Origin of the sequence: Hymenobacter terrenus, assembly GCF_000972495.1 — a bacterium.
Classification (GTDB): domain Bacteria; phylum Bacteroidota; class Bacteroidia; order Cytophagales; family Hymenobacteraceae; genus Hymenobacter; species Hymenobacter terrenus.
Map to the genome: position 1 here is coordinate 1 of NZ_LATM01000012.1, position 15,386 is coordinate 15,386.

Sequence of the window (15,386 nt, forward strand, 5' to 3'; positions counted from 1 at the left end):
ATCACGGCGCTCGGAGCGGCCGGGCGCTCGCTGTTCAGGCGCAGGAGCTGGCGCAGGGTCAGGGCTTCGAAGACGCGGGCGTCGCGCCAGCGGGCCCACTGCTGGTAGCACGCGGCCCAGGGCGGCAACTCGTGGGGCAAGTAGCGCCAGGTGCAGCCCGTGCGCACCACGTAGCGCAAGGCGTTAAACAGCTCCCGCAACGGGTGCTGCCGCTGGCCGGCATCTTCGCGCACCAAGAGCAACTACGGCAGTAGAAACGCCCATTCCTCGTCGGTCACGTCGCTCGGATAAGCATGGCGCGGGACTTCCATGCCCGCTAAGTTCGCCTACAAGTCCATAATAGGCTCTAGCGTGTGTGAACATCTAGCGCATCCAATCAAGGGCGGCGAGCAGGTGGGCCACCGCTAAAAAGGAGGTAGCCGTTTTTTCGTAGCGGGTGGCAAAGCCGCGCGCCTCTTTGAGGCGGCCGAAAAACCGTTCGACTTTGTTGCGGTCAGCGCAAAGGTTTTCATCATCATCTCGCTGGTCGAACCGGTTGGCTTTGGGTGGGATGACGGCTTGTACCGCGTGTTGCGCCAGCATGTCCAGCACGTGGTTGGTGTCGTAGGCTTTGTCGGCGACCACCGCGCCGGGTTGCGCGGGCAAGACCGCGAGCAAGACGGACAGTTGGGCGCTGTCCGCTGCTTCGCCCGGCGTCAAGACCAGGTGCAGGCAGTTGCCCAGCGCGTCCACCACGGCATGCACTGTGGTGGACAAGCCGCCGCGCGAGCGGCCGAAGGCTTCGGCGGCTGCCGTGCTTTTTTTTGCCCAGCGGCGGCTTTGTGCGCCTTGGCTATGGTCGAATCGACCAGCACCCAAGCGTAGTCCGGTTCCTGCACAGCCTCGAACAAGGCCTGCCATACGCCGGCCTGCGCCCAGCGGCGGAAACGCCACGCCACTGTGTTCCATGCGCCAAACCGCTCAGCCAAGTCGCGCCAGGCCACGCCCGTCCGCACGCGGTAGAGCACCGCGTTGACGAACAGGCGGTTGTCGCGCCCCGTGTCCAGACGACCCAAGGTGTGCGGCTCGACCAACTGCCATTCGCGTTCCGTTAATTCATGACGACGCATGGCGCAAAACTACGACTCATGCTGTCCACACACTCTAGGATAGTGCTAACCACACCTGTTAGTAGCGCCCGTGGTATACGCAACTATAACGGAACTCATAATAATAGCATAGGTTGCAGGAAAATGATAGCTTGTATCTTGGTATTCAGGACCATCAAATAAACCATCATACTAATGGATGCTCGTTGCCGCAGTGCCAGCACTACCGCTCCAAAGACCAAGCAGCTAAATATACTGTCGACCTGCTCCCACACCGCTGTATTATATACAAATGCCAAGTTAACTAGCAGTACCAATGAAGCAATGAAACGTTGATTGCGGTTGCTAGGAGCAAAAATCCACGCAGCTAACAAGGCTCCGGCAAAGTCAAACGGCAGAACGAATAGTTTGACGAGATGCTAGTAGTACACCAAATTCTCAATGCTTCCCATCAGTTCACTACGCAGGAATATCGAATAATGAAATAAAATAAATATTTAGGTATTTTTGTTAAATAAAAAATACCTAAATATTTATTTTAATACCCTTCCCCCCCTCATACAACAATCAACATTGCTCACCAAGCCAGCTCGAGGATTGAGAAACACTAGTAGCACAAATAGTAGAGCATAAATAACTAAATGCTACTGGGCAAGAGATTTTATTTTCATATTTCACAGTAATTCTGTACAGCTATCATCAATACGTTTGACATCTCATTTTTTAATAAACCGATTGCGACGTATTTGATTAAACATAGTTACTTAGACTCAGAGAAGCACAGTAATAACTATGAAAAAGCCCCACCGCATCTTGTGCAGTGGGGCTTTTCTCAATTAAGACTGAATCGAATACTCAGACTTTGATTTCTACATCCACGCCGCTGGGCAATTCCAGCTTCATCAGAGCATCTACGGTCTTCGACGAAGTCGAGAAGATGTCTACGAGGCGTTTGTAGGTGCAAAGCTGGAATTGCTCCCGGCTCTTCTTGTTCACGTGGGGCGAGCGCAACACGGTGAACTTCTCTTTTTGGGTGGGCAAAGGAATCGGACCGCTCACGATGGCACCGGTGGCCTTCACTGCTTTCACGATTTTCTCGGCCGATTTGTCTACGAGGTTGTGATCGTAGGACTTCAGCTTAATGCGGATTTTCTGATTCATTATGGTTTTGGTCCGATTGACCAATTAGTGACCGGTGTTATTTACCTCCTTTGGTTTTAGCAACAATGGCGTCAGCCAAGTTGCTGGGAACTTGCTCATAGTGTGAGAACGTGAGCGATGCCGAAGCACGACCCGACGAAATCGTACGCAGAGCAGTTACGTAGCCGAACAGTTCCGACAACGGAACGTCGGCCTTAATAACCTGGGCACCGCCTTTGGTGTCCATGCCTTTCATCAGACCACGACGACGGTTCAAGTCACCGGTTACGGGACCCGTGTATTCGTCTGGGCAAACCACTTCGACCGCCATGATGGGTTCGAGCAATTTCGGGCCAGCCTTGCGAGCAGCTTCGCGGAAACCACCACGGGCAGCGAGTTCGAACGACAGGGCGTCCGAGTCAACATCGTGGTACGAACCGTGGAACAGACGCACTTTCATTCCCTCAACCGGGAAACCGGCCAACGGACCTTGACGCATTGCTTCTTCGAATCCTTTCTGAATCGGCTGAATGAATTCGCGAGGGATAACACCACCAACGATGGCGTTGTCGAACTCGAAGCCAGGCTTTTCGGGCTCAGTCTCTTTCGGGCCGAGTTCGAACACGATGTCGCCGAATTTACCGCGGCCACCGGTCTGCTTCTTGTAGGTTTCGCGGTGCTCAACCTTTTTCGTGAGGATTTCCTTGTAGGCAACCTGAGGAGCACCCTGGTTGATTTCCACTTTGAATTCACGACGCATGCGATCGATGATGATTTCCAAGTGAAGCTCACCCATACCGCGCAACACGGTCTGGCCGGTTTCGGGGTCAGTGTTTACTTTCAGGGTGGGGTCTTCCTCAATGAGCTTGGCAATGGCCATACCCATTTTGTCGACGTCGGCCTGCGTCTTCGGCTCGATAGCGTAACCAATTACCGGCTCAGGGAAGCTCATCGACTCAAGAACAATTGGGTTCTTCTCGTCGGTCAGCGTGTCACCGGTTTTGATGTCTTTGAAACCAACACCGGCCGCGATGTCGCCCGCTTGGATGCGGTCAATCGGGTTCTGCTTGTTGGAGTGCATCTGCATGAGGCGCGAGATACGCTCCTTCTTACCGGTGCGGTTGTTGAGCACGTACGAGCCCGACTCTAGCACACCGCTGTAGCAGCGGAAGAAGCAGAGGCGACCTACGAACGGGTCAGTAGCAATTTTGAACGCCAGCGCGGTGAAAGGCTCATCGTTGTCAGGGTGACGCTCCATTTCAGCGCCGCTCTCGGGGTTGGTACCGATGATAGCGGGCATGTCAAGGGGCGAAGGCAGGAAGGCCATAACGGCGTCCAACATGGTTTGCACACCTTTGTTCTTAAAGGCCGAACCGCACAACACGGGCGAAAATTTCATGTCGATAACCGCTTTGCGGATTACCACCATCATTTCCTCACGAGTGATAGAGTCGGGATTATCAAAGAACTTCTCCAACAACGCATCGTCATACTCGGCCACGCTCTCGACGAGTTTCTGACGCCATTCAGCAACGGTTTCCACCAAATCCTCGGGAACGGGGATTTCGCTGTACGACTTGCCTTCGGTGGCATCATCCCACACAATGGCTTTGCCAGTCAGCAAGTCCACAGCACCTTTGAACGTGTCTTCAGCGCCAATCGGAATTTGCAGCGGAACCGGGTTTGCGCCCAGTTTCTCTCTGATTTCGGTTACGGCTTTGAAGAAGTCGGCACCGGCACGGTCCATCTTGTTGACGAAGCAAATGCGGGGCACTTTGTACTTGTCAGCCTGGCGCCATACGGTTTCCGACTGTGGCTCAACACCGGACACGGCGCAGAACAGAGCCACAGCACCGTCAAGCACACGCAGCGAACGTTCTACTTCCACGGTGAAGTCAACGTGGCCGGGGGTATCAATCAGGTTGATTTTGTATTGCTTAGTATCAGCAATTGGGTCACCCTTGATGTCGGTAGGATAGTTCCAGAAAGTAGTCGTGGCAGCCGAGGTAATCGTGATGCCGCGCTCCTGTTCCTGCTCCATCCAGTCCATCGTGGCGGCACCGTCGTGCACTTCCCCAATTTTGTGGGTTTTACCCGTGTAGTACAGAATACGCTCCGAAGTCGTGGTCTTACCGGCGTCAATGTGCGCCATAATCCCGATGTTGCGGAGGTATTGTAGTTCTTTATTAACGGCCATTTTGCGATAAGTGAGTTAGTGAATAAGCGAATGAGTGAATCAGTGATTAGGTTCCGTTAAGGTTAAATCACTCATTCACTCATTCACTCATTCGCACTTGAATTAGAATCGGAAGTGCGAGAAGGCCTTGTTGGCCTCAGCCATACGGTGGGTGTCGTCCTTTTTCTTAACGGCAGCACCTTCACCTTTGGCGGCAGCAATGATTTCGCCAGCCAGCTTGTCCTTCATGGTTTTCTCACCACGACGACGAGCGTACTGAATCATCCACTTGGCACCCACTGAAATGCGGCGGTCGGCGCGCACTTCAATCGGAACCTGGAAGGTGGCACCACCTACGCGGCGGCTCTTCACTTCCACGGTGGGCATCACGTTGTTCAACGCTTTGCGCCACATTTCGAGGCCGTTCTCCTTGGTGCGCTGCTCCACGAGGTCGCAAGCGTCATAGAAGATGGTGTACGCCAGGTTTTTCTTGCCGTCGTACATCATGTAGTTCACGAAACGGGTTACCAGCGTCTCCTTGTACTTAGGGTCCGGCAGCAAGATGCGCTTCTTCGGTTTTGACTTTCTCATGATATGGTATAGTTGTCAGTTGTTTGCTGTCAGTTGTCAGCTAATCAGTCGATTGAACGACCTAACCACTGACAACTAACAACCAACAACTAAATCATTTACTTCTTTTTACCGGGTGCTGGTTTGCCTCCTTTGCCCGTTGCGGCGGGTTGGCCTGGCTTCGGACGCTTAGCACCGTACTTCGAACGACGCTGGGTCCGGCCGCTTACACCGGCGGTGTCCAGGGCGCCACGGATGATGTGGTAGCGAACGCCTGGCAAGTCTTTAACCCGGCCACCACGAATCAGCACGATGCTGTGTTCCTGGAGGTTGTGGCCTTCACCGGGGATGTATGCGTTTACTTCCTTACCGTTGGTAAGGCGCACACGGGCCACTTTGCGCATAGCCGAGTTCGGCTTCTTAGGCGTGGTGGTGTACACACGGGTGCACACGCCCCGACGCTGCGGGCACGAATCAAGAGCGGGCGACTTCGACTTGGTAGTCAAAGCCTCACGGCCTTTCCGTACGAGTTGGTTAATGGTTGGCATTTAGCGAATGGTTGGTTTGGAGCCGTTTGCCCCTAAAATTTGGCTTGCAAAGGTAAGAGTATTCCGCCGCAATAGCAAACAGACTGAGGATGTTAATTTTTAGCTTTTAGGTTTTTGTCCAAAATCAAAAGCGCCTCCACTGAAAAATGGAGGCGCTTTCGCAGCTAGAGCATCTGGTTCAGCTTACGCTTCCCCTACCGCGCCGCCGAAGTTCATCGGATAGCTGGGGGCTTCGCTCTGCATCTTGATGGTGCCGAAGGCGGCTTCAAACCGCTCGATGTTCTCGGTGAGGGCTTGCAGGAGGCGCTTGGCGTGCTCGGGCGTGACGACGATGCGCGCCTTCACCTTGGCCTTGGGCAGGCCGGGCATCATGCGGATGAAGTCAATTACGAACTCGCTGTTGCTATGCGCAATCATGGCGAGGTTGGCATATTCGCCCTCGGCCATGGCTTCGGAAAGCTCGATGTTGATGGCGTTGGGGTCCGGGTTTTGGTCGGTTGGTTGCATAGATTCTCAGTTTTTCAGGGTGCCATAGGGCTTGCCATCAGACAAACCTACGTTGTTTGGTCTGCTTGACTATTAGCATCGGGGGTGCTAAGTGGATTTGTGGATGAATGAGTGACTTTGTAATAGCTCTTAGTGACTACAGAAAACCCGTCCAAACCGGAATTCTCATGCAAGAAGCTGCGAAAGTCACTTAAAGCATTTACATCTTTGATTCGATAATATAACATATTGATGAATAAGTATAACTGAAACATGTATTGCTTCTCATCCTCTAGTAACAGGTGGCTTGCTGGATATTCATCGAATGAAAAAGGTATTAACATTTTTAACAATCCTAGCTCGGCAATTGCGTCCTCTTCATCTCTGTTTAGAGAATAATACTGACTCTGCCAGTTATTGGCTAATCTATATGTACTTAACAAGTAGTCTGCCGCTTGCTGAACGTCAAAAAGGCCAGTCGGGCATTTCGTTAATGCTCTAAGCAATTTTCTTTTATTAAATTCCTGAAAGCCCGAAGGCAAGAATACTACTTGGACATTGGTATATGGGTTTGTCATCTTTTGGTTTTTAATATCTACTCCTAAAGTACAGAAACAAAAAAGCCGACCGGTTTGCACCAGTCGGCTTCTTATTGCCTTAGAAGGCCAGCTTACTCAGCCGACACTTCGCGCTTGCCAGCACGGCTGGGGCGCTTGGCAGGAACGGCTTCGGCAGCAGTCTGGGCAGCTTGGGCAGCCTCCATTTCCTCTTTCGAGCCTACTACCTGACGCGTGTACTCGCGCAAGCCAGTACCGGCCGGGATGAGGTGACCGACGATTACGTTCTCCTTCAGGCCCAACAGTTGGTCGGCCTTGCCGCGGATGGCGGCTTCGCTCAGCACCTTGGTCGTCTCCTGGAAGGAAGCGGCCGAGATGAACGACTGCGTACCCAACGACGCCTGCGTGATGCCTTGCAGCGTTGGGCGCGACACGGCGGGCTGGGCATCGCGCACTTGCACGAGGGCAAGGTCGCGGCGCTTCAGGCTGCTGTTCTCGTCGCGGAGACGACGAGCCGTCACAATCTGACCGGGCTTCAGGTTGGTCGAGTCACCGGCTTCGGTCACGACTTTCATGTCGATAATCATGTCGTTCTCGGCCATGAAGATGATTTTATCAATCACCTGGTTCTCGAGGAACGACGTGTCACCGGCATCCAGAATCACGACTTTCTGCATCATCTGGCGGACTACCACCTCAATGTGCTTGTCGTTGATTTTCACACCCTGCAAGCGGTACACTTCCTGAATCTCATTCACGAGGTATTCCTGCACGGCGCCGGGGCCCTGAATACTCAGGATGTCCGAAGGCGTGATGGCGCCATCCGACAGCGGCATGCCGGCGCGGATGAAGTCGTTGTCCTGCACCAGAATGTGCTTCGACAGCGGCACCATGTACTTCTTCTTGACGCCGTCTTTCGACTCCACGAAGATTTCACGGTTGCCACGCTTCACGGTGCCGTAGGTTACCACGCCATCGATTTCCGATACCACGGCCGGGTTCGACGGGTTCCGGGCTTCGAAAAGCTCGGTCACACGCGGCAGACCACCGGTGATGTCGCGGGTTTTGCCCACGGAGCGCGGAATCTTGGCCAAGATGTGACCGGCCGAGATTTTGTCGTTGTTCTCCACGTTCAAGTGCGAGCCCACTGGGATGCTGTAAGCCTTCTGGCCTTCCACATCGCCTTTTTTGCCGGGGCGCACAATGATGGACGGGTTCTGGTCCTTGGCCTTCGATTCGATAATCACTTTCTCGCGGTGACCGGTTTGTTCGTCGGACTCCTCGCGGTAGGTAATGCCCTCGGTGATGGCGTCGAACTGCACGGTACCATCAAACTCGGCCAGAATAACGGCGTTGTAAGGGTCCCAGGTGTTCAGCTCCGTGCCTTTTTCCACTTCCTGGCCTTCCTCTACCAGCATGAAAGAGCCGTAAGGAACGTGGTTGGAAGTGAAGACGCGGCCGGTGCCTTTCTCCACGATGCGGATTTCGCCCGAGCGGCCCATTACCACGGCGCCCTTCACGCCTTCCGGCGTGGTGGTAGCCACGGTACGAACGTCTTCGAATTCAACCACACCGGCGAATTTGGCTTTGATGCTCGACTCAACGGCGATGTTAGAAGCCGTACCCCCTACGTGGAAGGTACGCAGGGTCAGCTGCGTGCCGGGCTCACCAATCGACTGGGCGGCGATAACACCCACGGCCTCGCCACGCTGCACCATGCGGCCCGAAGCCAGGTTGCGGCCGTAACACTTGGCGCAGATGCCGCGCTTGCTTTCGCAAGTCAGCACCGAGCGAATTTCCACCGACTCAATACCGGCAATGTCGATGCGACGCGTGGTGTCTTCCTTGATTTCCGAGCCGGAAGCCAGGAGTACCTCGTTGGTGTTGGGGTCCACGATGTCGTGAACGGTTACACGGCCGAGGATACGCTCCGACAACGGCTCTACGATGTCCTCGTTGTCTTTCAACGCGAAGGTCTCGATGCCGCGCAGTGTACCGCAGTCTTGCTCGTTCACGATTACGTCTTGCGAAACGTCCACCAAACGACGGGTCAGGTAGCCGGCGTCAGCCGTCTTCAGAGCCGTGTCGGCCAGACCTTTACGAGCGCCGTGGGTCGAGATGAAGTACTCGATTACGTCGAGGCCTTCTTTGAAGTTCGACAAAATCGGGTTTTCGATAATCTCGCCAATCGAGCCTTGCAGCGACTTCTGGGGCTTGGCCATTAGGCCACGCATCCCGCCCAACTGACGAATCTGCTCGCGCGAGCCACGAGCTCCCGAGTGCATCATCATGTAGATGGAGTTGAAGCCCTGGTTTTCCTTCTCCAGACGGCCCATCAACGTTTCCGTAATCTGGTTGTTAATGCGCGTCCAGATGTCGATAACCTGGTTGTAACGCTCGTTGTCCGTAATCAGACCCATCTGGTAGTTCTGGGTTACGGCCTTCACGTCGTTCTGGGCTTGCAGCACCAGTTCGTCCTTCTCTTTGGGGATGTTGATGTCGCCGAGACCCATGCTCAGACCGCCTTTGTAGGCCGACTGGAAGCCGAGGGTCTTGATGTCATCAAGGAATTGCGCGGTGCGGGCCATGCCCGTGCGCTTGAACACCAGCGAAATGATTTGCTGGAGCTTCTTCTTGGTCAGCAGCTCGTCAACGAAACCCACTTCAGCAGGTACGAGCTGGTTGAACAGCACCCGACCGGCTACGGTCTCAACCACCTTGGTCACCAAGTCGTCGTTTTCGTCGCGCACTTTGGTACGCACTTTAATGTAGGCGTGCTTCGAGAGCTGACCTTCATTGATGGCAATTACAACCTCTTCGTCCGAGTAGAACACACGGCCTTCGCCCTGAATCGTCTCGTTTTCGGTGCTGCGCTTGCCTTTGGTTACGTAGTACAGACCCAGAACCATGTCCTGCGACGGTACCGCGATGGGCGCGCCGTTAGCGGGGTTCAGGATGTTATGCGAGGCCAGCATGAGCATCGAGGCTTCCAGGATAGCGGCCGGACCGAGGGGTACGTGCACAGCCATCTGGTCACCGTCAAAGTCAGCGTTGAAAGCCGTACAAACGAGCGGGTGCAGCTGGATAGCCTTGCCTTCGATGAGGCGCGGCTGGAACGCCTGGATGCCCAAGCGGTGCAGCGTAGGAGCACGGTTGAGAAGCACCGGGTGACCTTTCAGCACGTTTTCTAGGATGTCCCATACCACAGCGTCCTTGCGGTCCACAATCTTCTTAGCCGACTTCACCGTCTTCACAATGCCGCGCTCGATGAGCTTGCGGATGATGAACGGCTTGAACAGCTCGGCCGCCATGTTCTTGGGCAGACCGCACTCGTGCAGTTTCAGCTCAGGACCCACCACGATTACCGAACGACCGGAGTAGTCGACACGCTTACCGAGCAGGTTCTGACGGAAGCGGCCCTGCTTGCCTTTCAGCATATCGGACAGCGACTTCAGGGCGCGGTTGCCTTCGGCGCGCACGGCGTTCACCTTACGCGAGTTGTCGAACAGGGAGTCCACAGCTTCCTGCAGCATGCGCTTCTCGTTGCGCAGAATCACCTCGGGCGCTTTGATTTCAATCAGGCGCTTGAGGCGGTTGTTGCGGATGATAACGCGACGGTACAGGTCGTTCAAGTCGGAAGTGGCAAAACGGCCACCGTCCAACGGCACGAGGGGGCGCAGTTCCGGCGGAATCACCGGCACCATGCGGATAACCATCCACTCGGGCTTGTTCTCAATGCGGGTAGCGGCGTCGCGGAAAGCTTCCACTACGCGTAGACGCTTCAGGGCTTCGGCCTTACGCTGCTGCGAGGTTTCGTGGGCAGCGGAGTCACGCAGCGAGTAGCTCAACTCGTCCAAGTTAATGCGCTCCAACAACATGTGGAGGGCATCGGCACCCATGCGGGCGATGAACTTGTTGGGGTCCTCGTTGGGCAGCATCTGGTTCTCACGGGGGAGTTTGTCGATGATGTCCAAGTATTCATCTTCCGTAAGGAAGTCGAGCACTTGCACGCCTTCTTCAGCCAGCGAACCGGGCTGAACAACGACATACCGCTCGTAATAGATAATCTGGTCGAGCTTCTTGGTAGGCAGGCCTAGCAGGTAGCCGATTTTGTTGGGGAGCGATTTGAAGTACCAGATGTGGGCAACGGGCACCACCAGTTCGATGTGGCCCATGCGCTCACGACGCACCTTCTTCTCGGTCACCTCCACGCCGCAACGGTCGCAGATGATGCCCTTGTAGCGGATGCGCTTGTACTTACCGCAGTGGCATTCCCAGTCCTTCACCGGACCGAAAATCCGCTCGCAGAACAAGCCACCCATTTCGGGCTTGTAGGTGCGGTAGTTGATGGTTTCAGGCTTCACCACTTCGCCGGTGCTGCGCTCCAGAATTGCTTCGGGCGAGGCCAGCGAGATGGTGACTTTGGAGAAGTCCTGAACTACTTTCTTGTTTTTTGCGAAAGCCATTTGATTGGGGTTAAGCTAGTAGCTGTTTGGCTTTGAGCTGCTTGAGTTTACGCCGTTCGCCAGAAGGGCGCAAGTTTTTCAAACAGTGTGACGCTTAGAAAAGTGCCTTTGCGAAACAGATAGGTATGTTGAGCAAAGGCACTTTAAAAAGGTCGAAAATTTTAAATCAATCCGGCAAAGCTGACCGCTGAGAAGGCCTTCGATTAAGATTCGCTGGGGTTTTAACGCTGCACTGACCATATCTCGGAACAGCCCCCGCTCCTCTTTCACCGAAGCGTTTTCTCGTCTTCATCTACCAGAGCGGCTCAACTAGCCGCTCCTCTTGTCTGCCAGAAAGCAAGCGTGCCGGTTGCGGCCGAGGCTTGCGCCCTAGCCGCAACTAGCGTTTCTCACTATTCCATCGTGATTTCGAGTGCCAGACCACGCAATTCGTGGAGCAACACGTTGAACGATTCGGGGATATTCGGCTTGGGCAGAACGTCGCCTTTTACAATGGCTTCGTACGCTTTGGCGCGGCCCACCACGTCGTCCGACTTCACGGTCAGGATTTCTTGGAGAACGTTGGAAGCACCGAAGGCCTCCAATGCCCACACTTCCATCTCGCCGAAGCGCTGGCCACCGAACTGCGCCTTACCACCCAGCGGCTGCTGCGTGATGAGCGAGTACGGCCCAATGGAACGAGCGTGCATCTTGTCGTCAACCAAGTGACCCAGCTTGAGCATGTAAATCACGCCCACGGTCACCGGCTGGTCGAAACGGTCGCCCGTCAAACCATCATGCAGGTAAGCACGGCCCCAGTCGGGCAAACCAGCCTCGGTCAGTTCGCGAGCTACTTCGTCTTCGGTAGCGCCGTCGAAAATCGGAGTCGAGTAAGTACGCCCCATTTTCAGACCAGCCCAGCCCAGTACGGTTTCGTAAATCTGACCGATGTTCATGCGGCTTGGCACACCCAGCGGGTTCAGCACGATGTCCATCGGCGTGCCGTCGGGCAGGAAGGGCATGTCCTCATCGCGCACGATGCGGGCTACCACACCCTTGTTACCGTGGCGACCAGCCATTTTATCACCCACCTTCAGCTTGCGCTTCTTGGCGATGTAAACTTTGGCTAACTGCACGATGCCGGCGGGCAGTTCGTCGCCCACTTCCAAGGTGAAGCGCTGACGCTTGAATTTCGCGGTGATGGTGTTGCGGCGCTTGGCGTAGTTACGCACCAACTCCAACACCAGGCCATTCACGCGGGCATCAGCCGTCCAGCCTTCCAGAATCAGGTCCTTGAACAGGTTCACTTCTTCCGGAACGGCATAGTTGCTCTCGTCCTTATAAGGGTTCTTCTCCGGGAACATGCCCTCGGTGATGTTCTTGCGGTTGAACTTCACACCCTTGGCAATCATCTCCTCACCGAAGCGGTGCTTGATGCCCTGTGACGTTTTGCCTTCCAGCAATTGCACCAGCTTGTCAATCATGACGGCCTTCACGCCACGCAATTCCTGCGCGTAGGTCGACTTGAGGTCTTCCACTTCCTTCTTCGACTTGGCCCGGAGGTTTTTGTCTTTCTTAGGACGCGAAAACAGCTTGGTGCCAATAACCACCCCGTTCAAGGAGGGCGGCGCCTTGAGCGAAGCATCCTTCACATCGCCGGCCTTATCACCGAAGATGGCGCGGAGCAGCTTCTCTTCTGGCGTTGGGTCCGTCTCGCCTTTCGGCGTGATTTTACCAATCAGAATGTCGCCTTCCTTAACCTCAGCGCCAAGGCGGATGATACCATTATCATCAAGATTACGCACGGCTTCTTCGCTTACGTTCGGAATCTCCGAAGTCAGCTCTTCTTCGCCACGCTTGGTTTCGCGCACTTCCAGTTCGAACTCCTCAATGTGAATCGAGGTAAAGATGTCGTCGCGCACCACGCGCTCCGAGATGACGATGGCATCCTCGAAGTTGTAGCCCTGCCACGGCATGAACGCCACCTGCATGTTGCGGCCCAAAGCAAGTTCGCCTTGGTTAGTGCCGTAGCCTTCGCAGAGCGCTTGGCCTTTGGTCACCCGCTCGCCGCGCTTCACGAGTGGCGTCAGGTTGAGGCAGGTGTCCTGGTTAGTACGACGAAATTTGATGAGGTCGTAAGTAATACGCTCAGCATCGAAGCTCACCATGATGTCGTCCTCCGAGAGGTCGTACTTCACGACAATCTTGTTGGCATCCACGTAGTCAATCACGCCCTCGCCTTCAGCCATAATCAGCGTGCGCGAGTCCGTAGCAATGCGGCCTTCCAAACCCGTGCCCACAATCGGAGCCTCGGGGCGAAGCAACGGCACAGCCTGACGTTGCATGTTCGAGCCCATCAGTGCACGGTTGGCGTCATCGTGCTCCAGGAACGGAATCAGCGAAGCAGCTACCGATACAATCTGGTTTGGGGCCACGTCCATGTAGGAGTACTCCTCGGGGCTAACCACGGGGAAGTCACCTTCAAAACGACCTTTCACCAGCTCTTGGGTCAACTTACCGTTGTCATCGAGCAGCGAGTTGGCCTGAGCGATGTGGTGCGTATCCTCTTCCTCAGCAGTCAAGAACTTCACGTTCTCGCTCATGTCCACCTTGCCGGATTTCACATCACGGTAAGGCGTCTCGATGAAACCCATCGAGTTCACGCGAGCGTGCACGCACAATGACGAAATCAGACCGATGTTCGGGCCTTCCGGCGTTTCAATCGTGCAAAGACGACCGTAGTGCGTGTAGTGAACGTCACGTACTTCAAAACCAGCGCGCTCACGCGAAAGACCTCCCGGCCCGAGTGCCGATACGCGACGCTTGTGCGTTACCTCGGCCAGCGGGTTGGTTTGGTCCATGAACTGCGACAGCTGGTTCGTACCGAAGAACGAGTTGATGACGCTCGACAGAGTGCGGGCGTTAATCAAATCAACCGGTTTGAAATCCTCGTTGTCACGCACGTTCATGCGCTCCTTAATAGTACGCGCCATACGGGCCAGGCCTACGCCAAATTGGGCGTAAAGCTGCTCGCCCACGGTGCGCACGCGACGGTTACTCAAGTGGTCAATGTCATCGACAATGGCCTTGGAGTTGATGAGACCAATCAGGTATTTCACGATGAGAACAATGTCCTCATTGGTTAGTACCCGCGACTCCTGCTCCATGCCAATCTGCAGCTTCTTGTTAATCCGGTAGCGGCCCACCTCGCCGAGGTCGTAGCGCTTGTCCGAGAAAAACAGCTTCTGGATGATGTCACGAGCGGTTTCTTCGTCAGGAGCCTCCGTGTTACGGAGCTGACGGTAAATCTGCTCTACGGCTTCCTTCTCCGAGTTGGAGTTGTCCTTCTGCAGGGTGTTGTAGATGATTGCGAAGTCCGCAATGTTCACGTTCTCACGGTGCAGGATTACCGACTTAGCGCCGGCCTCCAGAATCACGTCGATGTCAGCGTCCTCAATCGTAGCATCACGCTCTAGCAACACTTCGTTGCGGTCGATGGATACCACTTCGCCGGTGTCCTCATCCACGAAGTCTTCCGTCCAGGTGCGCAGCACCCGGGCAGCTAGCTTGCGGCCCACCACTTTCTTGAGGTTTTTCTTATCGGCCTTCACCTCTTCCGACAACCCGAATAAGTCGAGAATGTCTTTATCAGTGCCGTAGCCGATGGCGCGAAGCAGCGTCGTCACCGGGAATTTTTTCTTCCGGTCGATGTACGCGTACATCACGTTGTTCACGTCCGTGGCAAATTCAATCCACGAACCTTTGAACGGAATAATACGGGCCGAATACAGCTTGGTGCCGTTCGTGTGCTTGCTCTGGGCGAAGAACACGCCCGGCGAGCGGTGCAGCTGCGATACGATAACACGCTCGGCGCCGTTAATAACGAACGAGCCCTTCACTGTCATGTAAGGGATGTTCCCGAGGAACACCTCCTGCTCAATCGTTTCGAAGTCCTCGTTGTCCTTATCATTACAAATCAAACGCAGCTTGGCCTTCAGCGGAACCGAGTAGGTCAAACCACGGTCGATGCACTCGTCAACCGAATATTTCGGCGGGTCGACGTGATAGTCGATAAAGTTGAGCACGAAGTTTTCGCGCGAGTCCGAAATCGGGAAGTTCTCGGCGAACACTTTGAACAATCCCTCGTTAGAACGACGCTCAGCAGCGGTTTCCAACTGGAAGAATTCCTGGAACGAGCGAACCTGCACGTCCAGGAAGTCCGGGTACTCGATTACCTTCTTAATCTTGGCGAAATTGATTCGCTCGGCGGCCGTTTTCTTCAGGGCAGCCGTCGTTGCTTTCGGTGTAGCCAATGCGTTGGGGATTAAAAGATGGACACAGAAGCGTAATAAAGGAGACCGGGGTGGCGGCCGGTC

General features: G+C 54.8%; 11 protein-coding genes. All 11 read right to left on the reverse strand.

Translation table 11 applies throughout. The features are described from left to right. A partial coding sequence (locus WX88_RS15160; protein ID WP_231590720.1) for a transposase occupies nucleotides 1-233 on the reverse strand: 233 nt, incomplete at its 3' end. Nucleotides 234-363: 130 nt separating this feature from the next. Continuing rightward, entirely contained in the window at nucleotides 364-756 is a 393-nt protein-coding gene (locus WX88_RS15165; protein WP_046245252.1) for an IS5 family transposase, read from the reverse strand. After that, a complete protein-coding gene (locus WX88_RS15170; RefSeq protein WP_046245253.1) occupies nucleotides 696-1,109 on the reverse strand; it encodes an IS5 family transposase in 414 nt (137 codons plus the stop codon). Before WX88_RS15170 ends, WX88_RS15165 begins: the two co-directional genes overlap by 61 nt. 834 nt (nucleotides 1,110-1,943) lie before the next feature. Then, a complete protein-coding gene (rpsJ, locus tag WX88_RS15180; protein ID WP_035567915.1) occupies nucleotides 1,944-2,249 on the reverse strand; it encodes a 30S ribosomal protein S10 in 306 nt (101 codons plus the stop codon). Between the two features lie 37 nt (nucleotides 2,250-2,286). Next, nucleotides 2,287-4,425: an elongation factor G gene (gene fusA / locus WX88_RS15185; protein ID WP_046245255.1), complete on the reverse strand. Its 2,139-nt coding sequence runs from the start codon at nucleotides 4,423-4,425 to the stop codon at nucleotides 2,287-2,289. 102 nt (nucleotides 4,426-4,527) lie between these two features. Beyond that, nucleotides 4,528-4,995: a 30S ribosomal protein S7 gene (gene rpsG, locus WX88_RS15190; protein WP_046245256.1), complete on the reverse strand. Its 468-nt coding sequence runs from the start codon at nucleotides 4,993-4,995 to the stop codon at nucleotides 4,528-4,530. A gap of 98 nt (nucleotides 4,996-5,093) precedes the next feature. Then, nucleotides 5,094-5,522: a 30S ribosomal protein S12 gene (gene rpsL, locus WX88_RS15195; RefSeq protein WP_046245257.1), complete on the reverse strand. Its 429-nt coding sequence runs from the start codon at nucleotides 5,520-5,522 to the stop codon at nucleotides 5,094-5,096. A gap of 183 nt (nucleotides 5,523-5,705) precedes the next feature. Beyond that, entirely contained in the window at nucleotides 5,706-6,029 is a 324-nt protein-coding gene (locus WX88_RS15200; protein WP_046245258.1) for a DUF3467 domain-containing protein, read from the reverse strand. A 47-nt stretch (nucleotides 6,030-6,076) separates the two neighbouring features. Further along, nucleotides 6,077-6,586, reverse strand: a complete 510-nt coding sequence (locus WX88_RS15205; RefSeq protein WP_046245259.1) for a hypothetical protein — start codon at nucleotides 6,584-6,586, stop codon at nucleotides 6,077-6,079. A gap of 92 nt (nucleotides 6,587-6,678) precedes the next feature. After that, nucleotides 6,679-11,031 carry a DNA-directed RNA polymerase subunit beta' gene (gene rpoC / locus WX88_RS15210; RefSeq protein WP_046245260.1) on the reverse strand — a complete coding sequence of 1,451 codons (4,353 nt, stop codon included), beginning with the start codon at nucleotides 11,029-11,031 and terminating at the stop codon, nucleotides 6,679-6,681. A 392-nt stretch (nucleotides 11,032-11,423) separates the two neighbouring features. Then, entirely contained in the window at nucleotides 11,424-15,293 is a 3,870-nt protein-coding gene (gene rpoB, locus WX88_RS15215) for a DNA-directed RNA polymerase subunit beta (protein ID WP_197076808.1), read from the reverse strand. Nucleotides 15,294-15,386 lie beyond the last annotated feature (93 nt).

Excerpts from the sequence above, each read along its gene's own strand:
- fusA (WP_046245255.1), bottom strand. The coding sequence starts at position 4,425 with ATGGCCGTTAATAAAGAACTACAATACCTCCGCAACATCGGGATTATG.
- WX88_RS15205 (WP_046245259.1), bottom strand. The coding sequence starts at position 6,586 with ATGACAAACCCATATACCAATGTCCAAGTAGTATTCTTGCCTTCGGGC.
- rpoC (WP_046245260.1), bottom strand. The coding sequence starts at position 11,031 with ATGGCTTTCGCAAAAAACAAGAAAGTAGTTCAGGACTTCTCCAAAGTC.
- rpsL (WP_046245257.1), bottom strand. The coding sequence starts at position 5,522 with ATGCCAACCATTAACCAACTCGTACGGAAAGGCCGTGAGGCTTTGACT.
- WX88_RS15200 (WP_046245258.1), bottom strand. The coding sequence starts at position 6,029 with ATGCAACCAACCGACCAAAACCCGGACCCCAACGCCATCAACATCGAG.
- rpsJ (WP_035567915.1), bottom strand. The coding sequence starts at position 2,249 with ATGAATCAGAAAATCCGCATTAAGCTGAAGTCCTACGATCACAACCTC.
- WX88_RS15170 (WP_046245253.1), bottom strand. The coding sequence starts at position 1,109 with ATGCGTCGTCATGAATTAACGGAACGCGAATGGCAGTTGGTCGAGCCG.
- rpsG (WP_046245256.1), bottom strand. The coding sequence starts at position 4,995 with ATGAGAAAGTCAAAACCGAAGAAGCGCATCTTGCTGCCGGACCCTAAG.